The 26,752-nt window shown below is 63.2% G+C and carries 29 protein-coding genes; 12 read left to right on the top strand and 17 right to left on the bottom strand.

Annotated features, from left to right (window positions below; all coding sequences use genetic code 11):
- Positions 1-95 precede the first annotated feature (95 nt).
- From V5735_RS17655 to V5735_RS17645, 3 genes are all read left to right on the top strand, one after another.
- Complete coding sequence (locus V5735_RS17655) at positions 96-986, top strand: succinate dehydrogenase/fumarate reductase iron-sulfur subunit (RefSeq protein WP_423746074.1); 891 nt, start codon at positions 96-98, stop codon at positions 984-986.
- A gap of 187 nt (positions 987-1,173) precedes the next feature.
- The gene (gene ctaD, locus V5735_RS17650; RefSeq protein ID WP_423746073.1) at positions 1,174-2,952 is read left to right on the top strand and encodes a cytochrome c oxidase subunit I; all 1,779 of its coding nucleotides are present in this window, start codon (positions 1,174-1,176) and stop codon (positions 2,950-2,952) included.
- Positions 2,952-3,167 carry a DUF6684 family protein gene (locus V5735_RS17645; RefSeq protein WP_423746072.1) on the top strand — a complete coding sequence of 72 codons (216 nt, stop codon included), beginning with the start codon at positions 2,952-2,954 and terminating at the stop codon, positions 3,165-3,167. The genes ctaD and V5735_RS17645 overlap by 1 nt, the downstream gene beginning before the upstream one ends.
- A 51-nt stretch (positions 3,168-3,218) precedes the next feature.
- Here V5735_RS17645 and V5735_RS17640 read toward each other — a convergent pair whose 3' ends face one another.
- Positions 3,219-4,445 (bottom strand): MFS transporter, encoded by a 1,227-nt coding sequence (locus V5735_RS17640; protein ID WP_423746071.1) that lies wholly within the window; start codon positions 4,443-4,445, stop codon positions 3,219-3,221.
- Positions 4,446-4,550: 105 nt separating this feature from the next.
- Here V5735_RS17640 and V5735_RS17635 point away from each other — a divergent pair, with 105 nt between their 5' ends.
- Positions 4,551-5,057: a DUF3592 domain-containing protein gene (locus tag V5735_RS17635; protein WP_423746070.1), complete on the top strand. Its 507-nt coding sequence runs from the start codon at positions 4,551-4,553 to the stop codon at positions 5,055-5,057.
- A 58-nt stretch (positions 5,058-5,115) separates the two neighbouring features.
- Here the strand turns inward: V5735_RS17635 and V5735_RS17630 are convergent, their stop codons facing one another.
- From V5735_RS17630 to V5735_RS17615, 4 genes are all read right to left on the bottom strand, one after another.
- Positions 5,116-6,138: a Gfo/Idh/MocA family protein gene (locus V5735_RS17630; RefSeq protein ID WP_423746069.1), complete on the bottom strand. Its 1,023-nt coding sequence runs from the start codon at positions 6,136-6,138 to the stop codon at positions 5,116-5,118.
- Positions 6,139-6,251: 113 nt separating this feature from the next.
- Complete coding sequence (locus V5735_RS17625; RefSeq protein WP_423746068.1) at positions 6,252-7,877, bottom strand: ArnT family glycosyltransferase; 1,626 nt, start codon at positions 7,875-7,877, stop codon at positions 6,252-6,254.
- A 288-nt stretch (positions 7,878-8,165) separates the two neighbouring features.
- Positions 8,166-9,428: an ABC transporter permease gene (locus V5735_RS17620; protein ID WP_423746067.1), complete on the bottom strand. Its 1,263-nt coding sequence runs from the start codon at positions 9,426-9,428 to the stop codon at positions 8,166-8,168.
- A gap of 161 nt (positions 9,429-9,589) precedes the next feature.
- Complete coding sequence (locus V5735_RS17615; protein WP_423746066.1) at positions 9,590-10,021, bottom strand: universal stress protein; 432 nt, start codon at positions 10,019-10,021, stop codon at positions 9,590-9,592.
- A gap of 156 nt (positions 10,022-10,177) precedes the next feature.
- Here V5735_RS17615 and V5735_RS17610 point away from each other — a divergent pair, with 156 nt between their 5' ends.
- Complete coding sequence (locus tag V5735_RS17610) at positions 10,178-11,572, top strand: cytochrome ubiquinol oxidase subunit I (protein ID WP_423746065.1); 1,395 nt, start codon at positions 10,178-10,180, stop codon at positions 11,570-11,572.
- Positions 11,565-12,527, top strand: coding sequence for a cytochrome d ubiquinol oxidase subunit II (cydB, locus tag V5735_RS17605; protein ID WP_423746064.1), 963 nt, complete (start codon positions 11,565-11,567; stop codon positions 12,525-12,527). Before V5735_RS17610 ends, cydB begins: the two co-directional genes overlap by 8 nt.
- A 65-nt stretch (positions 12,528-12,592) precedes the next feature.
- On the opposite strand, the gene V5735_RS17600 is transcribed toward cydB, so the two are convergent.
- Entirely contained in the window at positions 12,593-13,489 is an 897-nt protein-coding gene (locus tag V5735_RS17600) for an alpha/beta fold hydrolase (protein WP_423746063.1), read from the bottom strand.
- 84 nt (positions 13,490-13,573) lie between these two features.
- Between V5735_RS17600 and V5735_RS17595 the strand changes: the two genes are divergently transcribed.
- The gene (locus V5735_RS17595) at positions 13,574-14,242 is read left to right on the top strand and encodes a helix-turn-helix domain-containing protein (protein WP_423746062.1); all 669 of its coding nucleotides are present in this window, start codon (positions 13,574-13,576) and stop codon (positions 14,240-14,242) included.
- A 12-nt stretch (positions 14,243-14,254) separates the two neighbouring features.
- On the opposite strand, the gene V5735_RS17590 is transcribed toward V5735_RS17595, so the two are convergent.
- Positions 14,255-15,547, bottom strand: a complete 1,293-nt coding sequence (locus tag V5735_RS17590; protein WP_423746061.1) for an MFS transporter — start codon at positions 15,545-15,547, stop codon at positions 14,255-14,257.
- A complete protein-coding gene (locus V5735_RS17585; RefSeq protein ID WP_423746060.1) occupies positions 15,547-15,984 on the bottom strand; it encodes a CopD family protein in 438 nt (145 codons plus the stop codon). The genes V5735_RS17590 and V5735_RS17585 overlap by 1 nt, the downstream gene beginning before the upstream one ends.
- A 72-nt stretch (positions 15,985-16,056) precedes the next feature.
- Here V5735_RS17585 and V5735_RS17580 point away from each other — a divergent pair, with 72 nt between their 5' ends.
- On the top strand, positions 16,057-16,701 hold the full coding sequence (locus tag V5735_RS17580) for a hypothetical protein (protein ID WP_423746059.1): 645 nt from the start codon (positions 16,057-16,059) through the stop codon (positions 16,699-16,701).
- Between the two features lie 49 nt (positions 16,702-16,750).
- On the opposite strand, the gene V5735_RS17575 is transcribed toward V5735_RS17580, so the two are convergent.
- The 8 genes from V5735_RS17575 to V5735_RS17540 all read right to left on the bottom strand — a co-directional run bounded on the left by V5735_RS17575 (position 16,751) and on the right by V5735_RS17540 (position 22,395).
- Positions 16,751-17,149 (bottom strand): helix-turn-helix domain-containing protein, encoded by a 399-nt coding sequence (locus tag V5735_RS17575; protein WP_007980716.1) that lies wholly within the window; start codon positions 17,147-17,149, stop codon positions 16,751-16,753.
- A gap of 78 nt (positions 17,150-17,227) precedes the next feature.
- On the bottom strand, positions 17,228-18,199 hold the full coding sequence (locus V5735_RS17570) for a sulfite exporter TauE/SafE family protein (protein ID WP_423746058.1): 972 nt from the start codon (positions 18,197-18,199) through the stop codon (positions 17,228-17,230).
- 2 nt (positions 18,200-18,201) lie between these two features.
- A complete protein-coding gene (locus V5735_RS17565; protein WP_423746392.1) occupies positions 18,202-18,351 on the bottom strand; it encodes a DUF7512 family protein in 150 nt (49 codons plus the stop codon).
- Positions 18,352-18,748: 397 nt separating this feature from the next.
- Positions 18,749-19,726, bottom strand: coding sequence for a sulfite exporter TauE/SafE family protein (locus V5735_RS17560; RefSeq protein ID WP_423746057.1), 978 nt, complete (start codon positions 19,724-19,726; stop codon positions 18,749-18,751).
- A gap of 17 nt (positions 19,727-19,743) precedes the next feature.
- On the bottom strand, positions 19,744-19,893 hold the full coding sequence (locus tag V5735_RS17555) for a DUF7512 family protein (protein WP_007980712.1): 150 nt from the start codon (positions 19,891-19,893) through the stop codon (positions 19,744-19,746).
- A 337-nt stretch (positions 19,894-20,230) separates the two neighbouring features.
- Positions 20,231-20,701 carry a DUF6691 family protein gene (locus V5735_RS17550; RefSeq protein WP_423746056.1) on the bottom strand — a complete coding sequence of 157 codons (471 nt, stop codon included), beginning with the start codon at positions 20,699-20,701 and terminating at the stop codon, positions 20,231-20,233.
- Positions 20,698-21,189, bottom strand: a complete 492-nt coding sequence (locus V5735_RS17545; RefSeq protein WP_026177962.1) for a YeeE/YedE family protein — start codon at positions 21,187-21,189, stop codon at positions 20,698-20,700. The genes V5735_RS17550 and V5735_RS17545 overlap by 4 nt, the downstream gene beginning before the upstream one ends.
- An 18-nt stretch (positions 21,190-21,207) precedes the next feature.
- A complete protein-coding gene (locus V5735_RS17540; protein ID WP_423746055.1) occupies positions 21,208-22,395 on the bottom strand; it encodes an MBL fold metallo-hydrolase in 1,188 nt (395 codons plus the stop codon).
- A 216-nt stretch (positions 22,396-22,611) separates the two neighbouring features.
- Here V5735_RS17540 and V5735_RS17535 point away from each other — a divergent pair, with 216 nt between their 5' ends.
- Together V5735_RS17535 and V5735_RS17530 are read left to right on the top strand one after the other, a co-directional pair.
- The gene (locus tag V5735_RS17535) at positions 22,612-22,869 is read left to right on the top strand and encodes a sulfurtransferase TusA family protein (protein ID WP_007980708.1); all 258 of its coding nucleotides are present in this window, start codon (positions 22,612-22,614) and stop codon (positions 22,867-22,869) included.
- A 2-nt stretch (positions 22,870-22,871) separates the two neighbouring features.
- Positions 22,872-23,453 carry a DsrE/DsrF/DrsH-like family protein gene (locus tag V5735_RS17530; protein WP_423746389.1) on the top strand — a complete coding sequence of 194 codons (582 nt, stop codon included), beginning with the start codon at positions 22,872-22,874 and terminating at the stop codon, positions 23,451-23,453.
- Positions 23,454-23,473: 20 nt separating this feature from the next.
- Here the strand turns inward: V5735_RS17530 and V5735_RS17525 are convergent, their stop codons facing one another.
- Positions 23,474-24,166, bottom strand: a complete 693-nt coding sequence (locus V5735_RS17525; protein WP_423746388.1) for a glycosyltransferase — start codon at positions 24,164-24,166, stop codon at positions 23,474-23,476.
- Between the two features lie 222 nt (positions 24,167-24,388).
- On the opposite strand from V5735_RS17525, the gene V5735_RS17520 reads away from it, so the two are divergent.
- On the top strand, positions 24,389-25,051 hold the full coding sequence (locus tag V5735_RS17520) for an NADH-quinone oxidoreductase subunit B (RefSeq protein WP_007980706.1): 663 nt from the start codon (positions 24,389-24,391) through the stop codon (positions 25,049-25,051).
- Entirely contained in the window at positions 25,048-26,718 is a 1,671-nt protein-coding gene (locus tag V5735_RS17515) for an NADH-quinone oxidoreductase subunit D (RefSeq protein ID WP_423746387.1), read from the top strand. The genes V5735_RS17520 and V5735_RS17515 overlap by 4 nt, the downstream gene beginning before the upstream one ends.
- The last annotated feature ends 34 nt before the right edge of the window (positions 26,719-26,752 follow it).

Raw genomic sequence — 26,752 nt, 5'->3', positions numbered from 1 at the left:
AACGGTCGTTCCGTCGCTCACGTCCGACCGAAATGGCACATCGACGACGGGGTTTATCCTCGTTCGGCCCGTGATACCCGTTCGAGGGGGTTTCGATGAGCCAACAGGAAGGGGAAATGGAGCGACAGGAGTCCGAGGAGGAAGTGGAACAGGCTGGAGGAGCGGCCGAATCGTCGCCACAACAGCGCCGACTGGAGCGCAAGGCGCGTCGGCGACGAGAGCGCGAAGCCGAGGCGGAACGGGCCGCCGAATCGCCGGACGAGTCGGTTCATCTCAAGGTGTTCCGGTACGACCCCGACGTGCCAGAGAAGCAAAAGCCGCGGTTCGACCACTTCTACGTCCCGGATAAGCGGGGGCTGACGGTCCTCGACGCGCTCATCTACGCCCGCGACCACTTCGATTCCACGCTGACGGTGCGCCACTCGTGTCGGCAGGCCATCTGCGGGAGCGACGCCGTGTTCATCAACGGGTCACAGCGGCTGGCCTGCCAGACGCAGGTGTCCGACCTCGACAGTCCGGTGCAGGTCGAGCCGCTGCCGCATCAGGAGGTCATCAAAGACCTCGTGGTGGAGATGGACCACTTCTACGATCAGATGCACGCGGTCGAACCGTACTTCCAGACGGACGAGAAACCGGACGACGACCTCGAAGAACAGCGCCAGTCCCGGGAGAACCGCGAGGAGATAAAGACGGCGACCCGGTGTATCTGGTGCGGTGCGTGCATGTCCTCGTGTAACATCGCGGCGGGCGACAACCGGTATCTCGGCCCGGCGGCCATCAACGCGGCGTACCGGTTCGCCATGGACGAACGCGAGGGCGAGTCCGTGACGGAACATCGACTGAACCTGATGGACCAAGAACACGGCGTCTGGCGCTGTCAGACCCAGTTTTCCTGCACGAACGTCTGTCCGAAGGATATCCCGCTGACACAGCACATTCAGGAGCTGAAGCGGGAAGCGGTGAAGAAAAACCTCTCCTTCTGGTAACGCCCGGTTCGGCGCGTCGGCCGTGCGTTCCCCGTCGGCGTCCGCCACTTGATTTGTCGTGCCGCGCCCATTTTATCGGAGCGCCTCGAGTCGAATACATTTCAGGTCATAGATGGAACTCGTGTGGCCACGCAAAAAATGACAAACTACCGAAACGAATTACTCCTTCCCCGCCGACCATTGTGTGATGGCAGCGCTTACCACATCATTGGCGCTCTCCATTCTGATGGGTGGGTTCCTTCTCGTCGTCCTCTACTTCATTCTCCAAGTCGAGGACTGGCGGTCGTACACACCCACCGGTGGGGGGTTCGGTCGCGGCGAAGAGCAGGGGGTCGGCTACGCACAAAAGCCCTCGGGGATACTCCGTTGGCTGACGACCGTCGACCACAAGGATATCGGCATCCTGTACGGCATCTACGGGTTGGTCGCGTTCGCGTGGGGCGGTATCGGCGCCCTGCTGATGCGAACCGAACTGCTCTCGCCAGATACGATGTTCCTTCAGGCGCAGGCGTACAACGCTCTGATGACGACCCATGGCCTCACGATGTTGCTCCTGTTCGGGACGCCGATGATTGCGGCGTTTGCGAACTACTTCATCCCGCTCCTCATCGGGGCGGACGACATGGCGTTCCCGCGCATCAACGCCATCGCCTTCTGGTTGCTACCGCCCGCGGCGATTCTCGTTTGGATCGGCTTCCCGCTCGGGGCAATCGGGTCGGGCATCCAACCGGCACAGACGAGTTGGACGATGTACACGCCACTTTCCGTTCAGCAACCGAGTCCGGCGACGGACCTGATGCTCCTCGGTCTGCACCTCTCGGGTATCAGTACCACGATGGGAGCCATCAACTTCATCGCCACCATCTTCACCGAACGCGGCCCGAACATCGGGTGGGAGAATCTCGATTTGTTCTCGTGGACGATGGTCACGCAGTCGGGGCTCATCCTGTTCGCGTTCCCGCTGCTCGGGAGCGCCATCATCATGCTCCTGCTCGACCGCAACTTCGGGACCACGTTCTTCTCCCCGCAAGGCGGCGGCGGTCCGATTCTGTGGCAACACCTCTTCTGGTTCTTCGGCCATCCGGAGGTATACATCCTCGTCCTCCCACCGATGGGGTTGGTCAGTCTCATTCTACCGCGCTTCGCGGGCCGAAAGCTGTTCGGATTCAAGTTCGTCGTCTACTCGACGCTCGCCATCGGCGTCCTGTCCTTCGGCGTCTGGGCCCACCACATGTTCGCCACCGGCATCGACCCGCGCATCCGTCTCAGTTTTATGGCGGTGTCACTTGCCATCGCGGTGCCCAGCGCCGTCAAGGTCTTCAACTGGATTACGACGATGTGGAACGGAAACATCCGCCTGACGGCACCGATGCTGTTCTGCATCGGGTTCATCCAGAACTTCATCATCGGGGGCGTGACGGGCGTCTTCCTCGCCTCGATTCCGGTGGACCTCGTGCTCCACGACACCTACTACGTCGTCGGCCACTTCCACTTCATCGTCATGGGTGCCATCGGGGTCGCCCTGTTCGCGGCGTTCTACTACTGGTTCCCGATTTACAGCGGCAAGATGTACCAGAAGTCGCTCGCCCACTGGCACTTCTGGCTGACGATGATCGGAACGAACGTGACGTTCTTCGCCATGCTGTTCCTCGGCTACGGCGGCATGCCCCGCCGGTACGCGACCTATCTCCCGCAGTTCACGACATGGCACCAGGTCGCCACGCTCGGTGCGTTCATCCTCGGCATCGGTCAGTTCATCTTCGTCTGGAACATCACCCAGTCGTGGCTCGAAGGCCCGGCGGTCGAAAGCGGCGACCCGTGGGCGCTGGAGGAGGAAGGCATGCTTTCGCCCGAGTGGGTGTGGTTCGAGAACCGACGCGAAACCGCGCTCGCCGACGGTGGCGACGGCGATGGCGACGGACTGACTGACGGCGGTTCGGACGAGGCCACGGGAGGTGACGACTGATGGCCACCTACTCCGTCTTCGACCGCGAGACGCTGCTCGACATCGTGGTGAACATCGTTCCGCTCGTCATCCTCGGGTTCTTCTTCGTCCTCTTCTTCGTGACGTCGCCGTATCCGCCGAACGAACTCTACCGCATCCTCGGTCTGCTGTTGCTCGTTGTCCCGTTCGTCCTGCTCGGGTTGTTGACGTGGGTCGCCGCCCACTACGTCGGCTGACCGGTCGAACGGTCCGGGGATGACCGCAACCGCTCGCCCCGCTCGTCGGTTTCACTCCCCGATAAGTGCGGTGAGAACGGCCAAGAGCGCCGCACACGACATCACGACCGCGAGGAGGCCGAACGCGGCCGCGAATCCGGTCGTGTCGGAGACGACGCCGACGACGGCGGGGGCGAGCGCGCCGACGCCCATCAGCAGGGTGCGGACCAACCCGAGGCCGCCTCCGGCAACGTCGTCGGGAATCGTCGCCGCGAGGTACGCGCCGCGAATTGGACGGAATCCGTGACTGCCGACGCCGAGCGCGACGACGATACCGCCGAAGACGAGGGCGCTCGCCGTTCCCGCGAGGGAGAGCGCTCCGAGCGCCCCCGCGGCCACGGCGAGGACGGCGACGGCGAGCGGAAGCCGCCCGATTCTGTCCGAGAGGTCGCCGGTAACGACCTGCACCAGACTCACGGCGAACAGGGCGCTGTAGACGAGCGACGACGCCGATTCGGACAACCCGTGGTCGGTGAGATAGAGCGGGAGGAACGCGACGACGCCGTTGTACGCGAAGCTGAAACAGATGGTCACGCCGACGAATACCGTGAACCGACGGCTTCGAAAGAGGTCGAGATACCGCCGAAACGCGAGCGGGTTCGCGGAATCGTCTCCACCGGCGGAGTCGTCACCCTCACCATCGTCCTCGGCGTCCGACGACCGCCGTGGGACGTACGCGAGGACGCCGACGCCGAGCGCGAACCCCGCCACGGCACCCGCGAGAAAGAGCGCGTGCCAGTTTCCGGCGTCGGTCACGAGGACGACGGCCGCGGGTGCGGCCACGCCGCCGAACGCCCCGAGCGTGTCGAGCAGGCCGAGCGCCCGACCGGTCCTCGTCGGGTACACCCGAGAGAGCAACCGAATCGAGACCGTCTTGTGGATGCCCGTCCCCACACCGACGAGGAGCATACCGCCGACGAGCACCGCGAGCGGCGCGGCGACCCCGAGCACCAGCGCCCCTCCGGCGGTGACCGCGGCACCCGCCGCGATGACCCACACCGCGCCGAACCGGTCGGCGAGGACGCCGCTGGGAAACTGCATGAGCGAGTAGCCGAGCATCGTGGCCGTGAACACCGTCCCGAGGAACGCGTTCGAGACGCCGAACTGGGTTCGAAAGGTGGGAAACAGCGCCGGAAGCGCGTACCGCAGGAACTTCGCGAGAAACCAGAGTCCGGCCGTCAACAGGAGCGTGTCGTAGTCGGCGGCGCGCGAAAACCGACCGGACACTCGGGTTCTCATTCGCTCGTTGGTCGGTAGCGAACCGTCAAAAAGCGGACGGATGCGGCGATGTACGCCAACGGCTAGTGCGTAAAAACTATCATCTTTTGGTTGTCACGTCCGGTCGTGTCCCCAGATTCGAAACTCTCCACCGCGTTGAACACGTTCGACCGTACCCACTTCGGGGCGTTACTGTTGGTCGTCGGCATCGCCGTCGCGGGCTACGGCGTCTACGACTACACGCAACAATCCGACGCCGTGGCCGATGCAGTGACGGTGAACGCCACCATCACCGATACGGGCGTCGAACGTATTTCGAGGCGTCGTAGCAGCCCTGACTACAAGCCGACGGTCACGTTCGACTATCGCTACCGCGGCGAGTCCTACACCGCGCACAACATCTATCCCGCCACTATCACGCCGAGCTACGATACGAAATCGAAGGCCCGGTCGGTCATCGATGGGTACGAGACGGACGTCTCGGTGACGGCGTACGTACCCCCGGGGTCCCCGAGCGATGGATTTCTCGAACCCGAAACGACGAACGAACCGCTGAAATTCGTGCTCCTCGCCGGCGGCGCGCTCATCCTCATCGGCGGCAAGCACGTCGTGGACGGTCTCGGGTGGACCTGACCCGAACGGAAAGTACCGAAGGTGGCTACGAACGCTTCTTCCGGTACCGCCTCGGGGGTCAGTCGAGCGAACCCGTCACGCGCTCGCCGTTTCGCGCGGACTCGTAGGCCGCTTCGGTGAGCGCGGTCACGGCGAACGCGTCGCGGGCCGTCGCGGGCGGCGTCTTCCCGCTCTCGATGCAGTCGATGAATACGGCCGCCTTGTCCTCGCTCCGTTGCTGGTCGATGTAGGGCGAGACCGTCGTGCTGTCCTCCCGAATCTCGGTTAACTGCCGGGGTTCCCACTGTCGTCCTTCGAGGTACACGGCCCCTTCGTCGTCCCAGACGTGGATGTGTTCGCGGACGCACGGCGCATCGCTGAACACCGAGATGCTGGCCGAGGCACCGTTCTCGAACGCGACCGTGAGCTGTGCGCGCTCGTCCACGCGGTCGTCCTCGTCGGCGAACTCCATCTCCGCCTGCACCGACGTCGGCGTCAGCCCCGTCGTCCAGAGAACGGCGTCCACGAGGTGGCTTCCGGTGTCGTAGAGGTTGCCGCCGCCCGAGAGGTCGGGGTCGGTCCGCCACGTGTCCTCGAACCGGGAAATCCAGTCCTGCGTGATTTCGGCGCTGATGAACCGCGGCGTCAGTTCCGAGTCGTCCCACCGCTCGCGCGCCTCGACGAACGCCTCGTTCAGGTGGCGTTGATAGCCGACCATCAGCACCTGGTCGCTCGTCTCCGCTCGCTCCGCGAGTTCGCGCGCTTTCTCGCGGTCGGTCGTGAGCGGTTTGTCACAGAGCACGTGCAACCCGCGGTCGAGCGCGGCCGTTACCTGTTCGTAGTGGAAGACGTGTGGCGTCCCGACGAGCACCGCGTCCAACTCCTCGGCATCCAGCATCGCCTCGTACTGCTCGTACTGGGACCCCTGTCCGACGTAGAGCGCGTTTCCGGCCTCCGCTCGTGCCACATCGTTCACGTCGGCGAGGGCGACGACCGTCGAGCGGGGGTCCTCCTCGAAGGCGCGTCCGACGGTCGTTCCGATAAATCCGCCGCCGATGACGCCGACGCGGAGTTTTTCCGGGGATGGTGATTGTCCTGACATAAGTAACTCTCTCGTGAATAAATTCGTCCGAATGGTCGATACACGCGGCCGTGACTTATCTCTCACGGCTGTTTTCGGGACGGATTCGACGGCCGCGCTCGAACTCATTCCCCTCAGATGGGCATCGGCCCGCTCGTCCCCGGTCCCGACGGATACCACCCCTCGGACATCGTGAATATCGCCACCTCGTCGTTCTCGAACGCGAGGTGATACTGCGGCGACGAGAGCATCGTCGACATCATCTCCGGCGGTTGGTAGTGGTGCATCCCGCGAATCGTGTAGGTCTCCTTCGGAACGTAGATGTACTGCGGGTGTACCTGCATCCGCATCAGTTCCGTCGTCAGACAGTTAGCACTGTGACACCGCGATAACTCGCGGAACTGATGGAGTTGATACTGGTACTGCTCGTGACCCTTCCACTCGACGCCCCACGGCCCGATGGCGATGGTTCTGTCCGTCTGCTGTGGGAACCACTCCGCTGCGTCGCCGAGCACCAGAAACTGTGCGGACGGGTCGGTGTGCTCGCCCGCCCACGTCATCGCCTCGACGTCGTTGTCGTTGACGAACTGCGGGAGGGACGGACTCCCGGCGTGGGCGTTCATCCCACCCATCGCGTACAACATCCCGCCGCTGAGGCCGATGGTCGCCAGCAACACCACGGAGAACGTGACGATTTCGTTCCGTCCGGCGGACGAAGAGGTCTCCTTGACCCACCGGAAAATGCCGTCGAAGACGAACCGCGCGGTGATGAGCGCGCCGATGAGGAACACGAAACGCGCCTCGTCCATCGCCGCCGTGATGACGACCAACCACGCGGGGAGGAAGTACTCGCGCCGCCGCACGAGCCAGAGGCACCCGATCGCCGGAAGCAGGTGCCACACCGACAGGAACGGCGGTTCGTTGAGCTGCTGGCGTAACAGTCCCTGCAGCGCCGGAATGGCACCGCCGAGCCCGCCGTGGGTTCCCGCGGCCCCGCTGAACACGGCGGTTCCGTGCATCGAGACGACCGACAGCCACCACGGAGCTGTGAGCACTATCCCGCCGAGACCGACGACCAGCCCGTAGGCGAGCCCGCGTACCGACCGGTCAAACCGGACGTAGAGCACGAGAAAGCTGATGACGAAGAAGATGGTGTACATCGGATGCGTCAGCACCGTCAGCGCGAAGGTGACGAGCGCGGGCACGAGCCACCGGCGGTCGTGGTTCCGAAAGAGGTGCAACCCGGCGTAGATTCCAGTCAGCGAGAACAACATCGCGGGGGCGCGGACGATGCCCCCGGCCGAGATGTGCCATTGGAGCACCGGGGGGCTGACGGCGACGATGAGCGTGGCGAGCGAGGCCTGTGGCCGCGACCCGAACAGGTCCCGCGCGAGGAAGTACAGCGGGACGAGGTATGCGACCGAGACGAGGCCGGGAAGGTATCTGGCGATGGTGAACGCGCCGAGTTGCGTCACGTCGAGGATGACGGCCAGGATGTAGAACATGAACGGCGGATACGCGAAGGGCACGCCGTCGGGCGTGTAGCCCGGAATCGTCTTCGGAAGGACGTAGCCGTTTTTCTGAATCTCCTCGGCGATGTGGAGGTACAGCCCCGCACCGAAGGACGGGTAGGGGTGGCTTCCGACGTAGAGATAGAGGACGCACACTCCGGCGATGAGCGCGGGGACGAGCCATGGCAGTTCGTAACTCAGTCCTCTCGATTCCTGCGCCGTCTTCGAATCCGTCTGATGACTAGCCATGGTTGTGTTGGGGGAAGCGGCCGCTCCGAGGTTGGCAGCGGCACTGTTCTCGTTCGGACGGAACTATCGCAGGATTCACTCTTTGTTATCCAGTGGCTATCGGCGGGATAGCAACGAATACTGACCGCGGAGCGAGGGTAGGTGTGAATTCCACCGGCAGTAACACGAGGTTGTGAGCGCGTCGATTTCGGGGCGGACCGTCCAAACGAGTTCGCTCCGTCGTCCCCGATTTGAAACGGTCGAAACAGTTCACGGAACCGTTCCCCCGTCCGAGAGGTTCCGCGACCGTCACTCGTACCGGAGCGCGTCGATGGGGTTCGTGTGGGACGCGTCCCACGCCGGATAGAGTCCCGCGAGCACCCCGACGATGACGCCGACCACGACGGCAATGCCGAACCACTCCGCCCTGAACGCGAGGGGGAGTCCGATGAGTTGGGCCGCGACGTAGCCGCCACCGAAGCCGACGAGCGCGCCCAGCGCCGACCCGAACAGGCCGAGCAACACCGCCTCGAACAGGAACAACTGGAGGACGTCGGTGTTCTGCGCACCGACGGCTTTCATGATGCCGATTTCGCGGGTCCGCTCGGTCACGCTCACCAGCATGATGTTGGCGATGCCGATGGCTCCGACGATGAGTGAGATGAGGGCGATGCCGGAGATGTACGCCGTGAACGTGTCGCTGACCCGTTTGACCTGACTGACCAGTTCCTCCTGCGTCGTCACCTTGAACTTGTAGTTCTCCGATTTCAGTTCGCTCGCGTCCGAGCGCTCACCCAGATACGTGTAGACGCGTCCCTGCACCGCGTCCACTTGGCCGGGGTTGTCCGCGAGGACGAGTATCCGCCCGTACACGCGCTGGTTGCGGTCCGCCGACGGGCTGTTCACCGTCCGCTGGTAGAAGGGGTCCGTCGGCGCGAAGATTCGCGGGGTCGGGCCGCTGCTGATGCCCAACGTGGTTTCGTCGGACGGTTCGACGATGCCCGTCACCGTCGCGTTGATCTCCTCCCCGTTGACGGCGCGCGTGACGGTGATGTTGTCCCCGACGGAGACGTTTCCGCCGCTGAACATCCGCGCGGCGGGGCGGTTCAGGACCACTTCGCGCTCCCCGCTCCGGAACGACCCGCCCGAGACGAATTGCTGGTTTTTCACGTCGAAGTAGGGCGGGGAGGTGACGACGACCCACTGCCGACCGACCGTCGAGTTGTTGAACGCCACCGTGGAGGCGGCGATACCGCTCTCCGGGACGGCCGCTTCGACGCCTTCGAGCGACCGAATCCCGCCGAGGTCGTGCTCGGTGAAAATCGTTTGTCCGCCGCTACTCCCGAAGTTCGGAATCCCGCTCTGACTCGGCGACTCCGCCGAGACGTACATGGTCGCCGCGTTGCCGCCGGCGACCGTGTTGACGATATCCGCCTGCAAACTCGCGCCGAGCGTGACGAAGGTGATGACCGCCGCCACGCCGATGATGACGCCGAGCGTCGTCAGCGTCGAGCGGAGTTTGTGTTCGCGGATGTTTCGCCAACTGATTCGAACGCTTTCGAGAACGTTCATCCGCCCGTGTCTGTTAGCGTGTCAATCATTTTCTCATCTACCCGCACACGTCTACGGCGTCATCCGACAAAAGTCTATGACGCGAAATCCGGTCTTAACCGCCTGAAATGCCAAATTATACCGTATCCGGGGGTTTTCACCGTTCGGCTTCGGCCCTCGTTTCACTCCTCCTCGTTCATCCGAACCGTCAGGACCGGGACCTCCGACAGGCGGACGACCTTTTCGGTGACGCTGCCGAGGAGGTATCGGTCGAGACCGCGGCGGCCGTGCGTTCCCATCACGATGCAGTCGATGTCGTTATCGTCGGCGTAGTCCAGAATCACGCGGTGTGGCGTCCCGCGGAGTACCGTCGTTTCCACGTCCACACCCGCCTCGTTCGCCGCGGCTTCGACGTCCGAAACCGCGTCGGCGCACTCGTCCTCGAGTTCGTCGTAGAGGATGTCGGACCGAACGTCCGGCGGGACGATGGTTCGGTCGACGACCGACAGGACGTGTAGGCTCGCGTCGTAGGCGTCCGAGAGATTGAGCGCTTGTTCGACCGCCTTGTCAGTGGACACGCTCCCGTCCGTTGGAAGCAGGATTCGCTCGTACATTTACCCTAGAACGGACGCTATCGACGCTCAAAATCATACTGGTCCGAACAGTTCGTCGGCCGTAACAGTTCTAATTCTCGGCATCTGATTATCGTGGGATGGGAATCATCCGCGTTCTAAAGCGAATGTCACACTAAGCTCGGAGCAGGAGTGAGTATGCTCGACCCAACAACCGCAAGCCGTCTCCAGTTCGCGCTGACGACTATCGTACATATCGTGTTTCCAGTGGTGAGTATGGGTCTCGCGCCGTTCCTCGTCTATTTCACGTGGAAGGAGGTACGGACGGGCGAGGCCATTTACGAGCAGCTACGGCGGTTCTGGGTTCGGATATTCGCGGTGAGCTTCGTCGTCGGTACCGTCACCGGACTGGTGTTGGAGTTCGAGTTCGGGACGAACTTCGCGGCGTTCGCGGCGACGACGGGGGAACTGTTCGGGGGACCGCTGGCCGTCGAGGGGATGATGGCGTTCTTCCTCGAAGCGACGTTCCTCGGAATCTTCGTCTTCGGCCGCGAGCGGGTTTCTGACAGACTGTATCTCCTCTCGTCTGTTCTGGTCGGATTGGGAACATGGCTTTCCGCGGTGTGGATTCTGGTGGCGAACTCGTGGATGCAGACGCCGCGCGGGTTCGAGGTCGCCATGCGGAACGGCAACCCCATCGTCACCCTCGTGGACCCCATCGCCGCCTACGCCAACCCGCGGTTCCCGTGGATGTTCGTGCACATGCAAAACGCGGCCGTGCTTTCCGTCGCGCTGCTCATGGCGGGTATCGCGGCCTATCACATTCGAAGCGCGCGAACCGACGACGACCGCTTTTGGCGCGCGACGCTCAAAATCGCGCTCGTCGCGCTCATCATCACCGCCCCGCTGCAGGTGCTTCACGGCGACGCGTACGCCCGCCACGTCTCGGTGACGCAACCCCAGAAGTTCGCCGCGATGGAGGCGGTTTGGGACACCGCAACCTACGTCCCCGAGTACATCGTCGCCTTCCCGACGTCGTTGAACGACATCCTCAATCCCCGCGCGAAGGACATCTTCGGCATCGGGATTCCGGGCGGAGCGTCGTGGCTCGCCAGCGGCGGCGACGCGCAGGCCGAAATCGTCGGCCTGAACGAGTTCGAGGGGTCGCCCCCGGTGGCCATCGTCTTCTGGTCGTTCCGGTTGATGGTCGCCATGGGCTTTTGGTTCATGCTCCTCGCGTTCTGGGGCGGCTACCGCTGGCGGACGGGCGAACTGTTCGAGGACGGACTCCTCCACAGGGCGTTCGTCTGGACGTCGCTGCTCGGGTTCTTCGCCGTCGAAACCGGCTGGGTCGTCACCGAGGTCGGTCGCCAACCGTGGGTCGTACAGGGCGTGATGAAGACGAGCGCGGGCGTCTCGCCGGGACTTTCCAGCACCGAAGCGACCCTGACGCTGCTCGGGTTCGTCGCGGTGTACACAGCCCTGCTGGTCGTGTACGTGTACGTCATCCGTCGGATAATCCGCGGTGGAGCGCCCGAAATCGAACGCGCACAGCGGGAGGCTCCCGGAAGCGAGGTGGCCGCGGATGATTGATCTCGCGGTGCTCTGGTTCGCGCTCGTGTTCGTCCTGCTCGGGACGTTCCTCTTCCTGGACGGATTCGACTTCGGCGTCGGGTTGTTGTTCGCCACCCGCGACGACGAGGAGGAGCGCGAGACGCTGCTGGCCGCCATCGGGCCGATATGGGACGGCAACGAGGTGTGGCTCGTCGTGTTCGGGGGGGCGTTGTTCGCCGTCTTCCCGGCGGCGTACGCCGGGCTGTTCAGCCGCCACTATCTCCTGATGTTCGCCATCCTCGGGGCGCTCATCCTCCGCGGTATCGCGCCCGAACTGTACGAACAGCGGTCGGACGACCGCTGGAAGCGGTGGTGGGGTCGGTCGTTCATCGTCGGCAGCGCGTTGTCACCGTTCCTGCTCGGCATGTTCGCCGCCAACTGGGTGCTCGGCGCATCGACCATCGTGTCCGTTCCCTCGCTCGCGTTCGGGCTGACCGTCGTCGCGCTCACGCTCGTCGAGGGGGCGGCGTTCCTCGGGCTGAAGACGCGCGGAACGCTCCGCGACGAGATGTCGGACTACAGCGGTCGCGCCGCGCTCGCGTACCTCGCGCTGGTCGTCGTCGTCATCGGCTACCTCGCGGCGACGCGTTCGGACCTTCACGGGGCGCTGCTGTCGCCGCTCTCGCTGGTGGCCGTCGTCGTCTCTGTCGCGCTGGTCGCGGGCGTCGTCCTCGCCAGCAGGGCGGACCGGCACCGCGCGGCGTTCGCGGCGGCCGCGTTCCTCCCGTACGCGCTGGTCGCGTTCGTCGGGAACCTCCTCTATCCCGCCATCGACCCCGCGGTCGGGCTGACGGTACAGGAGGGCGTCGTCTCGGACCTGCCGCTCACGATGCTGACCGTCGCCGCGGCGTTCATCCTACCGATAGTCGCGGTGTACTTCGGCGTGGTGTACTCCGTCTTCAGCGGTCCCGCCGACCCCTCGGAAACCTACTGAGGCGCCCGTCGGATGGGCACCGGTCCGACCGTCGTCGTCTGGTCGGTCGTGCAGGTTCGACGGCGCTATCCGTTTTCGGCGACCGTTCGAAGTATCGAGTCGCGGCTCCGGACCAACGCGCCGAGGTGGTCCTGATTCTCGAAGATGGTCAGTTCCCCGTCCGGTAGTCGTTCGGATAGCCGTCGAACCGAATCGACGGGCGCGTTCGTATCGCGTCGGCCGTGCCACAATCGAACGCCGTCGTCTATCTCCTCGAAGCGAACGTCCCACGCCTCGGCGAACCGCCGGCACTCGGTGACCGCGCCGCTCCGCGTCGTTTCGAACGCCTCGATGAAGTCCCGCCGGACGATTTCCGCGACGTCCCTCGGAATCGGGGCCGCGCCGTCCGTCGTGTATTGGGCGAGAACGAAGTCGGGAGACGCGCGTTTTGCGACCCAGCGTTGGCCGCGAAACAGGGCCGTCAACAGCCGCGGCGTCGTGCGCGCGAGGGTACCGAGGAGTTTCTGTACCCCCGGCGTCCGTTCCCGGAGCGACGGCGGCGTCGCACCGGAGACGAGGTGGACGTCCGTCACGCGTGACGATTCCGTCGCCGCGAGCGAGAGTGCGTAGCGTGCGCCGCCCGAAAATCCGACGACTGCGGTGTGTTCGACCTCGGCGCGGTCCAGGACGGCGGTTACGTCGGCCACTACATCGGTCGAACCGCGGGACGGGTTCGGCGACGAACGCCCGTATCCCGGCCTGTCGGGGGCGAGCAGTCGGACCCCGTGTCGGCGCGCATGTCCGTCGAACACCGCTCCGAGAACGCGCGACCCCGGCGTTCCGTGGAAGAAAATTGCGGGGACTCCGGCCGGGTCACCGTACTCGGCGTAGCGAACCGTTCGCCCACCGTGGACCCCGACCGTCCGTTCGTTTCCGATTTCGGCGTTCGATTCCCGGTCTCGATTCGGTGCGGACCCGCTCATCTCTGGCAGAACGGTTGTGCTCCGGTTGTAGTATTTATACTGACGGATGAGTACGGTTCATCATATGCTCACGGGAGTAAGCGCATGAAGCAGGTTTCGATGACCGTCTCCTACACGGTCGAAACCGCCCAGCAGACGCACCGGCAGGTGATGGAGGACGATTCGATTTCGCGCGTCGATCTCCTCGTTTGGGGACCACTACTCGGCGTCCCGACGCTCTCGTGGTTCGACGGCGACGAATCCGCCGTCGCGTCGCTCCTCGGTCGGGTCGAGAGCGTGAGCGACGCTTACCTCGTTCCGGGTGACGAAGGGACGTACGCGTTCGTCGAACGGTCGGAGTACGAGTTCGGTTCCGAGGTGCTCGCACTCATCTCGGGGACTCGGGTCGCGTTCGTTCCCCCGCTCTCCTTTTTCGATACCGGCGAACTCCGGTTCACTGCGGTCGGCGAACAAGCCGCTTTGAGCGCGCTGTACAGTGACGTTGCGGCGCTCTTGTCCGTTCGAATCGAACGGCTCCAGACGTTTCATCCGCATCGACCCGTCCCGTCCATAACCGAGCGACAACGGCGGGCGCTCGTGGCGGCCCTCGATGCGGGATACTACGACGTTCCGCGGACGGGAAGCGTCGACGACGTGGCCGCGGCGCTCGACTGTGCCCACAGCACGGCCGGGGAACTCCTTCGAAAAGCTGAATCGGCGGTCATCTCGGACGCGATTGGAGGAAACGGAGTATACGGGAGAAGTCCGCTATAGCGGTCGAAACTGCTAGTTGACCGGTGTCGGGGTGCCGTTACCCTGGAACGTCGTCAGCAGGACGTAGCCGATGGGGAGCATGAGCAGGCCGCCGAGGACGAACGGGAGCCAGTAGGCGACCGCGGCGTACAGCGCTCCCGCCGCGATGGGGCCGACCGCTCTGGCGATGCTTCCGGCGCTTTGGGTCAGTCCGAACGCGCCGCCTTGGGTGTCCTCCGTCGCGCTCTTCGAGACGAGCGTCGTGAGCGAGACGTTCGCAAACCCGTTGCCCGCCGCGAGGGGCGTGAGGATGACCAGCAGGACGAACAGTCCACCGGAGAGCGGTCCGATGGCGGGGAGGTGGTCGCCGAGCATCGGCGAGAACGGGAGGGTGGCGAGCGTCACGAGTTCGAGCACGACGCCGACGAGCGCGAGCGTCCGCTCGCCGTACCGGTTCGTGAGCTTTCCCACGAGGCCGCCTTGGACGACGGCGATGACGACGCCGACGTAGGCGAGAACGTAGCCGTTCATCGCCGGTCCGAAGCCGTACTGCTGTTCGGTGAACAGCACGAACATGCTCTCCATCGAGGAGAACGCGAGCGAGAGGAGGAAGAAGGAGGCGACGAGTCCGGCGAGCGCCGGGTCGGCGAACGCGTCCGCGAGGCGGGCGAGACGCGACTGACGCTCGTCCGTCGTCTCCTCGTCGCTGTCCCGCTTGGTGCGCGTCTCCGGGAGGACGAGCGCGGCGACGACGAGATTGAGGCCGCAGATGGCCGCGGCGGAGAAACTCGGCAGGGAGAACTGGTTCACGGGCACCACCGCGGGGAGGACGTTCCGCGCGAGCGAGAGCGCGGCGTCGCTGGAGAAGATGCCGCCGAGCGCCGGACCGAACACGAAGCCGAGTCCGAACGCCGCGCCGATGAGGCCCAATCCCTTCGCACGGTCCTCCGGCGGCGTGATGTCGGCGATGTACGCCTGTGCGGTGGCGATGTTGCCGCCCATCGCGCCCGCGAGGATGCGAGCGACGAAGAGCACGAGGAGGCTTTCCGCGAGGCCGAACAGCGTCCACGCGACGACGCTCCCGAACAGCGAGAGCAGGAGGATGGGTCGGCGGCCGCGCTCGTCCGAGAGGCGGCCGAGGACGGGCGCGAAGAGGAACTGCATGACCGAGTAGGAGGCGAGCAGGAGTCCGACGACGAACTCGTTCGCGCCGAAGTGCTCGGCGTACAGCGGGATGATGGGAATCAGAATCCCGAAGCCGAGGAGGTCGACGAAGACAATGGCGAACACCGTCGCCAGCGCCCGCTTGGACCCGTCGTCGGCCATCAGAGCCACCCGGCGACGACGAGCAGGCCGAGCGCCACGACGCCCGCGACGTAAAACAGCGTCGTGGCTCCCGCCGCGGCCTGCTTCGCACCGGCGTCGAGGTTCCTTTTCAATCGACTACCCGCCATGTGGCTCAACCCGGAGAGCGCGAGCCAAAGGACGACCATCGTGAGGACGAGATGACCGCTCGAGCTACCCGTGAGGGTTTCCGTGGTGTAGAGGTCTCCGGCCATGAATCCCCCCGTGAGCAACAACACGACGGACGAGAGCGACGAAAAGCGCGTGAACTGCTGGGTCATCCACCGGATTCCCTCCGCGCCGAGTTTCCCGTCCCGTGCCGCCGGGACCACGAGCGCCGCCATGAACACCGTCCACCCTGCCCACACGCCCGCGAAAAGCGTGTGTGCGATTCGCATCGTCACGTCGATGAGCGTCATTTGTCGGTGGTTGTTTCACACCCTTCAAATAGCTTCGGATAGAATCGGATGCTGTATAATCCCATTCCGATTATGACGCCAGACACCGACAGGGGACGCGGCATCCTCTCGCCCGCCGACCGAGCCTACCTCCTCGGCGAGGCCGACATGGAACACGAACAGTCGAAGCGCAACGCGGAGGCGCGAATCCGCGGTCGAATCACGGACGCGATACTGGATTTCGGGATTCTCGTCCACCACCTGAAAAAGAAAGACCGACGACAGGTGTTCGACACCGACGACGGGCGGTTCATGGACGGATTGACCGCCATGCTCTCGTTCGCGTACATCGGCATGCGCGAGAGCGGAGGCGAGTTCGGACACGCCCTCGAACCCGCGATTCGGAAGGCGGAGGAGGTTCACGCGGCCGACATGCTCGGCCAAGCGGTGTCGGTGGACGTGCGGTTCGACGTCGAAACGGAGGTCGAGACCGCCGTGGACGACGTTGCGGTCGCCATCGACGCCGGGAAACCCGTGACGCCCGCCGAGTTGTTCTCCGTCATGGTCGGCAGCGACGTCTTGGAGGACGTAGAGGAGGTCACGCTCCAGTTGAGCGACGAGGCGGACGAGGACGGCCTCCTGAAGGAAGACGAGTTCGTCGCGCACGTCGCCGACTATCTGGACGCCGAGCTACGCTGGCTTCCGTACAACCGAGTAAAAGTTCTCGTCGAGACGTAACCGTCTTCGTGATGTCGAGAGCGGCGATGGGGTCCCGTGAGACGGCCGGTTAGACCGGTTGTTCGGGCTGTTCCATCGGGTCGTACTTGTCCTCGAACTCCTGAATCAACTGGCCCATCTTGGCGTACCACTCGTTCAACATGCGCTGCATATCGTGGGACACTTCGCCGGGGTCGGTCGGCTTGTAGACGTGGTAGTAGCCACCTTGGTCGTAGTTGACCTGTTCTTTCTGGATGAACCCAGATTGGAGCAGTCGCTGGATAGAGCGATACGCCGTCGACCGTTCGCGGTCGATCCGCTCCGCGATGTCGTCGATGGTTAGTGGGTTCTCGCTCTCGATCACGACTCGATAACACTGCTTATCGAGTTCTTTCAGTCCGTGAAGACACTCCAGCAATCCTTCACACTCCATGTCTTGCTGAAGGTACTCGGCCATCGAGTTCGCCATTTTCAAGTCGTGAGTAAGAATTTGGCACGTATAAGGATTTTGCATGGTTTGTACAAAACTACTTGTTTGCCCCGAAGGTCAGTCGGAGGTCGACACGCTCGGCGACTCGCGCTCCCGAAGGTTGACGAGTGCGCTGTAGACGACCGCCGCGGCGACGACCACCGCGGAGCCGAAGATGAGCACCAGACTGATCTGGTCGAGGAGGTGGATACCCAGCGCGTCACCGACTCGGTTGCTCGCGACGGCGACGCTGCCCGCGAGGAGCATCGCGGCGAAGTAGCCTTTGATGTCGTCCTCGTCGGTCAGGTTCGTTGCCGCTGCACCGATGCGTGCTCCGAGCGCGCTTCCCGCCAAGAGCGGAGCGACGACGGCGAGTTCGACGGCCCCGTTCTGGGCGTAGGAGAACGCGCCGAAACCGCCAGAGACGGTGATCTGGAGCACGTCAGTTCCGACCGCCACCACGGTGGGGACGCCGAGGACGTACACCATCGCGGGCATCAGGAGGAAACCGCCACCGACGCCGAGGAAGCCGGACAGGATGCCGACGAACAGCGCGATGCCCAACGTGAGCCAGACCGAAATCTCCACGCCACCGCTGATGGAAACCATCGGAGGAATCTGGAGCACCTCGAAGCGCTCCGGGAGCGACGACGCGCCGTCGTCGTCACTGCCACGCGAGTCGCGGAGCGTGAAGAGACCGACCGTGGCCAACAGGAGGACGTAGGCGGTCCCCACCACGATGTCGGCCATGCCGGTCGCTTCGAGCCACAACACGACGTATTCTCCGACCTTGATACCGCTCGTCATGCCGACGATGAACAGCAACGCGAGCTTGTAATCGACCTGCCCGAGGTTACGGTGCCGGAGTGCGGCGATGACCGATGTGCCGAAGACGAACGCCAGTCCGCTTCCGACCGCGACCTTCGCCGGGTATCCGAACACCAGTAACGCGGGCGTGACGAGGAACGACCCGCCCATCCCGAAGAAGCCGAACAGGATACCGATGACCAGTCCGAACCCGATGAACAGGGCAATGAGGAGTGGCTCCACGATTACTCACCCGTAATCGCGTCGATAACGTTCGAACTCACCATCTGCACGACGACACCGTATCCGGCATAGAGGACGACTGCCTCCCCGAGAACGGCACCGACCGTCGTGGCTGCTCCGAGTCCACTCAATTCGATTCCGAACATGCTTATCGACCTCGCTTTCGTACTGACCGCGGTTTTGTGCGAATCATACTTTTCTACTCACTACAGCCTATCCGCTCACAGGTCTTAATAGTTTTGTGAATATTGTGCAATACAATCTGCCACGGTCCAAACCGGATATCGGCGGGTATCGGGGCTCTATTGCAGTAACGAGTCGTTTTCGAGCGACATTATATCCTCCCCTTCCTTCTCGGAAAGCATCAGCACGGCTCGAAAAAATCGGCGAAACTATCCCCATTGATTTGCAATAGAAATACAATATTGTTGGATGGGTCAGTATTGTGTCCGCGGTTCCACGGCGGCGTAGTCGAACCGACGACTGCGGTGCAGTCGTTGACATCGGTTCGTTACCCGGCCAAAAATCGCACGGCATGCCGAGGTCGGGTCAGTTCGTCGACGGCCGACCCGAAACCGACTGTCCCCTGAGCACCCGCACGGAGCTGTAGATGATGGCCCCGCTGACGAGGATCGCCGCTCCGAAAATGAGGAGCATGCTCACCGTTTTGAGTGCGGCGATGCCGGTCATGGCGCTTAGTTTCTTGCTCGCGACGGCGACGCTGCCCGCGAGGAGCATCGCGGCGAAGTAGCCCTTGATGTCGGCCCCGTCTATCAGTTCGGTCGCGGCCGCGCCGATGCGCGCTCCGAGCGCACTCCCGAGGAGCAACGACGCGACGACGGGGACGTTGACCGCTCCTTCCTGCGCGTAGACGAACGCACCGAAGCTGCCGGGAATCGTTATCTGAAGCACGCTAGTGCCGATGGCGACCTCGGCCGGAACGCCGAAGCCGTAGAGCATCGTCGGCATGAGGAGGAAACCGCCGCCGACCCCGAGGAACCCCGAGAGGATACCGATACCGAGTCCGATACCGAGCGTCACCCAGAGCGAAACGGTCGTTCCGCCCGTGAACGTTAGCATCGGCGGGATTCGGACCCGTTCGAGGGCGTTCGAGAGGTCCAACGTATCGCCGTCGTCCGACTCGCCCTGCATCGAATCGCGAAGCGTCTGCAGGCCGACGACGACGAGCAGGCCGACGTACGCGACGCTGATGACGATATCGGACAAGCCCGCTCGTTCCAACAGGAGAACCGCCCGTTTGCCGATTTCGATACCGACCGTCATCCCGGTGATTATCAGCGCCGCGAGCTTGTAATCGACCTGTCCGAGGTCGCGGTGTCGAAGCGCACCGATGACGGCGGTGCCGAAGACGAACGCCAGTCCGCTTCCGACCGCGACCTTCGCCGAATATCCCAACACCAGCAACGCGGGCGTGACGAGGAACGACCCGCCCATCCCGAAGAAGCCGAACAGGATGCCGATGATGAGGCCGAAGCCGACGAAGAGGGAAACGAGGAGAAGGCTCATACCGAGAACCTCCATCGTCACTCACCCCGGATGGCGTTCACGACGACAGAGGCGAGGGCACCGGTGGCGACGCCGTATCCGGCATACAGCACCAACGCCTCGCTGAACACGAGTCCGACGATAGCCGCCGCGTGGAGGTTCCCGCTGAGCGATTCTATTCCGAACATGGATATCGATCCGTCGTGCACCGACTGGGTAGTTGTGTACGTTTCATACTATGTCGCTTGGCCGTGGATTAGCCACAATTGCTTTTAATAGTTTTGGGTCTAGCGGGCAATACTATTCCCATATGTTATCCGGCGCTAATCCGTCACATCGTCCCCTACGTCGAATATCGCCCTCGAACTCGGATTCCACCTTCGGAGAATTGATTCAGCGACTCTTCTCTGTCGAACGCGCTACTCGACGGTGCCGACGCTGCCGGGGGAGTTTCGACGATGGTTTTTCACATCAAAAACACGACCGCGCTCCGTCACGAAACGAGTACCGCAGCCGAACGAGAAATTAGTCCGCTTCCGACGACACGGGTCGGTCGCTCACGCTGTGTTTCCGCCAGAGCCCCTGCGCGTACGCACCGGCGAACATGCCGCCGATAGCGAACAGGATGGGGTAGTTACCGATACCGAGGCTCGCGTATGCCGCACCGGGACAGATTCCGGAGAGCCCCCAGCCGACGCCGAAGATACCGCCGCCGATGAGGACGTTCCGGTCGAACGATTTCAGCCTTCGGGTGTACGCTTTTCCGGTCAATGGTGCTCGACCGGACGAGCGGCTTGCAACCGCGAAGGTCACCCCGGTGACGACCGCCGCACCGCCCATGACGAACAGGAGGCCGAAATCCTCGAACTGCAGGAAGTTGAGGACGACCTCGGGACGAGCCATGTGACTGAAACCCAGCCCGAAACCGAATATCAACCCGCCCGCGACGATGAGGACGTTGAAGAGGGGTCCTCGACTCTTCGATTCTCCGCTCATGGCGACACCCCCAAGGCCTGCACTAGTTGTGCGACGCCGATGGCGACCGCCATGAACGTCACGACGTTGCTGATGGACGTGAACGACGCGGAGCCGACGCCACAGACCCCGTGGCCGGACGTACATCCCTTTCCGATTCGGGTGCCGACGCCGACGAGGAAACCGCCGCCGAGGAGCCGCCACCACTGGACGTCCGTCGTCCAGAACTGGCCGTTGAACGCGAGTTGGTAGATGGCCGCTCCGCCGACGATTCCCAGCGTGAACAACACACGCCAGTCACGGGACGCGACGTATTTCGGTTTCTGAAACCGGGGCACGTCGGAGACGTAGGACAGTGTAGACTCCAAGAACGTGCTCGCCCCGGCGATGATTCCGGTTCCGAGGTAGATGACGGCGACGCCGAGCCCGATGAACATTCCACCGATGGCGTACCGGCCGATTCCGTTCGGGAACAGGTTCGTAAATGCAAATGCTGGCACTAAATCCATTGTTTTCCTCCTGCCACGTCAGTCGCTCGTAAGTGAATTCTGACTCGCGGCACAGTTGTTCGGCCCGAGTTCGAGCTCGAACGCTTCTTCGTCGTCTGCGTGTTGTTGCCCCAAGTTCGTTGCGATGATGTCCTCGTAGTTCGCCGGGCGCGGCGGCATGTCCGAGAGGATGAACTCGACGAACTCGTCTTTCTCCATCGAGAGGGCGTCCATCGACTCGTGCAGGTCGCCGACGGTTGCGGTGTACGTGCCGTCGTCGGCGGTCGTCGCCGCGTCGCTGAAGTGCGCGGGTGCGACGACGGTATCGTCCGGGAGCGACAACACCCGTTCCTGCAGCGTCTCGTAGAGCATCGCGGCGGCGTCGGGTGCGCCGTCGTCGCCCTCTTCGAGGTCGGGGCGAGCCACGCTCTCGGTGAACAGGCCGTCTCCCGTGAACAGGACGCCGCCCACGCGGTACGAGGTCATTCCCGTCGTGTGGCCGGGCGTGTGGATGACTTCGATTTCCGTCTCGCCCAGCGGGAGGGTTTCGCCGTCCTCGACCGCTCGGTAGGACTCGTCGTAGTCGATGCCGCGCGCCTCCGCGGATGCGGGAACGACGGCTTCGATGTCGTCGTCCGCGACGGTTCGGACGCCGCTCACGTGGTCCGCGTGGACGTGCGTGTCGATGGCGTAGCGGAGGTCGGCACCGTAGTCGTTCGCGTCCGCGGCGTACTCCTCGTCGAACGCTCGGAGGGGGTCGATGACCGCCGCTTCGTCGCCCGAAACGACGAGATAAGAGAGACAACCGCTCGACGGCCGCTGATACTGGACGACCGTCGTGTCCTCGTCAGCGCCTTCGATCTCTTTTCGTTCGAGGACGCGGGCCCATCCCTTCATCCCGTCTTCGAGGTGGTTCACTTCGTAGTCCCGCTCGACGAACATACCGGCGATGTACTCGCTCGACCCGCCCTTCGCACAGAGGACGGTCACGTCCTCGTCCGCGGGGACCGGTTCGAACAGTTCGTCGTCCGGGTCGTCCAGGTATTCGAAGTAGGGAACATTGATGGTCTCGACGTTCTCCCCGTCGATATGCCACTTCTCGTACTCGCCCGTCGCTCGGACGTCGAGAATGGTAACCGACTCCCCCGCGTCGATCTTCTCGTATAGCTCGTCGGGGGTCACCGATTCCACTTCGGCGTCCGGCGATGGAAACGCTGCGTCGCTCATGCTGTACCAACTGGTATCGGCTACAGCTACAAAAGCGTTCGTATAGTATTCCACAAATCATACAATACAGTGTTGGATCGAAATCGGAAAAACCCCACACGAGCGCACGATAGACACTATAATTAATTCGCTCGTGGATGCTATCCACAATAACCAACACACTTTTAATGGTGTATCCGATATTGTTCGATACGTCCAATATAGGAGATTCACACGATGAGTACAGAATTCGATATCACTGAGACCCTAGACGTACAAGGATTGAACTGCCCGATGCCGGTCGTGAAGACGAAACAGGCCACGGACTCGCTCGCCGAGGGCGAGGTGCTCGAAGTCGTCGCAACCGACCCGGGAAGCATGAGCGACCTCAAGGGGTGGGCCGACACGACCGACGGCGTCGAAATGCTCGACCAAGAGGAAGATGAGGAGGGCGGCGAAGCGGTCTACCGGCACTTCGTTCGGAAGACGGAATAATCATGAGTACAGACACGACTAACTCCGGTGACGCCGTGGACGCGGCGAACTCCGACGCCGACCTCGCCGCCCGTATCGAGGAGTTGGAGGCGGAGTTGGCCGACCTGAAAGCGGACGACGACGGGCAGAAGAAGATGACCATCATCGCCACGAAAGGCACGTTGGACATGGCGTACCCGCCGCTCATCCTCGCCAGCACCGCGGCCGCCTTCGGATGGGACGTCGTCGTCTTCCACACGTTCTGGGGACTCGACATCCTGCACGAGAAGAAGTCGAAGAACCTCAAACTCAGCGCGGTCGGCAATCCGAGCATGCCGATGCCGAACGCGATGGCCGCACTCCCCGGCATGGACTCCATGGCGACGAAGATGATGGAGCGCAAAATCGAGGAGAACGGGACGGCCACCATCGAGGAACTCATCGACGTCTCGATAGACACCGGCGTCGAACTGCAAGCCTGCCAGATGACCATCGACCTGATGGACTACGACGAGAACGACTTCTACGACGGCGTCGTCACCGGCGTCGGGGCCGCGACCGCCCTCGAACACATGGCCGAGTCTGACGTGCAACTGTTGGTCTAAGCGGGTGTACGGCACGCGGTTCAGAAGTCGTAGGCCCGTATCCGAACGTTCTCCCCGAATTTTTCCCGTAACTCCGATTTTCCTGCTTCGACGCGCGTACTGTCATCAGTTTGGCTGTTTCTCCGACGGTGATACACGAACAGGGGTTCGGAGACGTGGTATCCGGCGAGACCGGCGTCGAGATATCGGAACAAGAGGTCGTACTCCGCGAATATCATCTCGGGGTTGTACAAACCGAATTCCTCAAGTCGGTCGGTCCGGTGCATCGTCCCGACTTTGACCGTCTTCGTGATGTCACCTCCCGTCTCGACGAGTTCCCGCTCTCCATCGGGAAACCGCTCGTAGTAGTCGGTGTACACGAAATCGACCTCCTCTCGCGTCGAGAAGGCGTCGAACGACCGTTCGACCAGCGACGGCAAGAACGCGTCGTCCGAGTCGAGGACGACGACGTACTCGCCGCGTGCTCGCTCGATTCCTCTGTTACAGGCGACCGTCCCGTTACCGCTGTTCTCCTCGTTTTCGACGAGGCGCAAGTACGGTGCCTCGAACGATTCGACTATCGACGCCGTCTCGTCGGTCGAACCGTCGTCCACGACGATGTGTTCGATTCGGTCCGTCCCGACGGTCTGTCGCCGGACGCTTTCGAGCGCGCGTTCGATGTACTCCGCCGAGTTGTACGCCGCGGTGACTATCGAGACGTCTGGTGCGGTCATCTGGTCTCCCTCGAAGAAAAATCGACACCGCGACGACTTAATTTCTCCCCAGCTGAGCCGCGTTAAATTTCACGGTCGGAAAACGGTGCGGTAACGACCGAATACTCATACGCTTCGCTCCCGAACGATAGTCAACGCCCGCGACGGGCACATGGGGGAGTGGAAACAATGAGTAGTGATACACATCCACCTCGACGGAGACAGGGGGCTACGGAGCGGGAGATGGTCGAACCGACCAGTCGTGAACAGGGAAAGGAGGAACTGCCGGGGCGGTTCGATTCGAAACTCCGAGAGGCGCTCGGCACCTCGCCGTTCATTCTCACGAAGTTCGACGCGTTCATGAACTGGGTTCGTGGGTCGTCGATGTTCATGCTGCAGTTCGGCATCGCCTGCTGCAGCATCGAGATGATGCACACCTACGCGGTCAAACACGATTTGGACCGTTTCGGGGCGGGGGTGCCCCGCGCGTCGCCGCGACAGGCCGACGTCATCATCGTGCCGGGGACCATCGTCTCGAAGTTCGCGCCGCGGATGAAGCGCGTCTACGACCAGATGCCCGAACCCAAGTTCGTCGTCAGCATGGGTTCGTGTACCTGTTCCGGCGGACCGTTCCAGCAGGGCTACAACGTCATCAAAGGTGCCGAGGAGGTCATCCCGGTAGACATCCACGTTCCGGGGTGTCCGCCGCGCCCCGAGGCGCTCATCTACGGCATCGCCAAGCTACAGGAGCGAATCGCCCACGGCGAGGCGAGTCCGGTCGTCGTCAAACCGTACGAACTGGAGCGGTTCGGCGACTTGGAACGCGACGAGTTGGTGCAGTCGCTCACGGACGAAATCGACGAGGACACCCTCGTCATGCGCTACAACTGGGTGGATTCGCCATGAGTTCACAACGGGAAGAGCGCGGGCAGGAACGCCTCCCGGCGGTACGAGAACTCGAAGAGGACGAACTGGCCGAACTCCTCGGCGACCTCGCCATCGGCCGCGACGACCACTTGAACGCGCCGGGATTCGTCGTTCGGCCCGACGAAGTGCAGACCGCCTTGACGACGCTCCGGGACGAGGCCGGATTCGACCACCTCTCGTGTCTGTCGGCTCAGCAGTACGAGGACCGCTTCGAGAGTATCTACCATTTAAAAAAGTACGCCGACCCCACCCAAGAGGTGAGTATCGTCGTCCCCACGCCGACCGACGCGCCCGTGAGCCAGACCGCGGAACCAGTCTACAGAACCGCGGAGTGGCACGAACGGGAGGCCTACGACCTCGTAGGTATCGAGTACGAGGGGCACCCCGACTTGCGCCGAATTCTCCTTCCGCAGGCGTGGAAGGGCCACCCGCTTTCCCTCGACTACGACCAGGACCGGCCGCAAATCGTCACGCTGGAGGCCCACAGAAACCCGATAAAACACGACGAGTACGCGGACAACGCCGACACGATGTTTCTGAACATCGGGCCGCACCACCCGGCGACCCACGGCGTCCTCCACATCGAAACCGTCCTCGACGGCGAGCAGGTGCTGGACGTGCGGCCCGACATCGGCTACCTCCACCGCTGCGAGGAACAGATGGCTCAATCGGGAAAATACCGGCACGAAATCATGCCGTACCCCGACCGCTGGGATTACACCGCGAACATGACCAACGAGTGGGCGTACGCGCGGGCGGCCGAAGACCTCGCGGACATCGACGTGCCGGAGTACGCCCAAATCCTCCGGACGCTCGGCGTCGAACTCTCGCGCATGACCGGCCACTTCCTCGCGCTCGGGACCTTCGCGCTCGACGTGTACGGCGATTTCACCGCCATCTTCCAGTACGCGTTCCGGGATCGCGAAATCGTCCAGAACATCCTGGAGGACCTGACCGGCCAGCGCATGATGTACAACTACTTCCGCCTCGGCGGGGTCATCTGGGACGTTCCGGAGCCGCGTCGGGAGTTCTTCGACAAGACGCTGGACTTCATCGACGGTCTCCCGGCGACGATGGAGGAGTATCACAACCTCCTCACGAGCAACGAGATATTCCAACTCCGCTGCGTCGATACCGGCATCCTCGAACCCGACGTGGCGAAACAGTACGGCGTCACCGGACCGGTCGCCCGCGGGTCGGGCATCGACTACGACCTGCGCCGCGACGACTCCTACGGCTACTACGACCAACTCGACTGGGACGTCGTGACCGAGGACGGCTGTGACAACTACGCTCGCGTCCTCGTCCGACTCCGGGAGGTCGAGCAGTCGGCAAGAATCGTCGAGCAGTGCGTCGAACTGCTCGACGACTGGCCCGAGGAGGAGCGCACCCTGCAGTCGAACGTCCCCCGGACGCTCAAACCGCCGATGGACGCGGAGACGTACCGCGCGGTGGAGGGCGCGAAGGGCGAACTCGGCGTCTACATCCGCTCGGACAACACGGACAGCCCCGCGCGGTTCAAGATTCGAAGCCCGTGTTTCCACAACCTCTCGGCCCTGCCGGAGATGTCGGAAGGCGAATTGGTGCCGGACCTGATCGCGTCACTCGGGAGCCTCGATATCGTGCTCGGCGAAGTGGACCGGTAGGATACCCGAAGACACACCGAAGCACTCTTTCTTT

This window comes from Haladaptatus sp. SPP-AMP-3 (assembly GCF_049568665.1).
GTDB classification, from domain to species: domain Archaea; phylum Halobacteriota; class Halobacteria; order Halobacteriales; family Haladaptataceae; genus Haladaptatus; species Haladaptatus paucihalophilus.
This window is presented reverse-complemented; position numbering and strand designations above follow the sequence as displayed.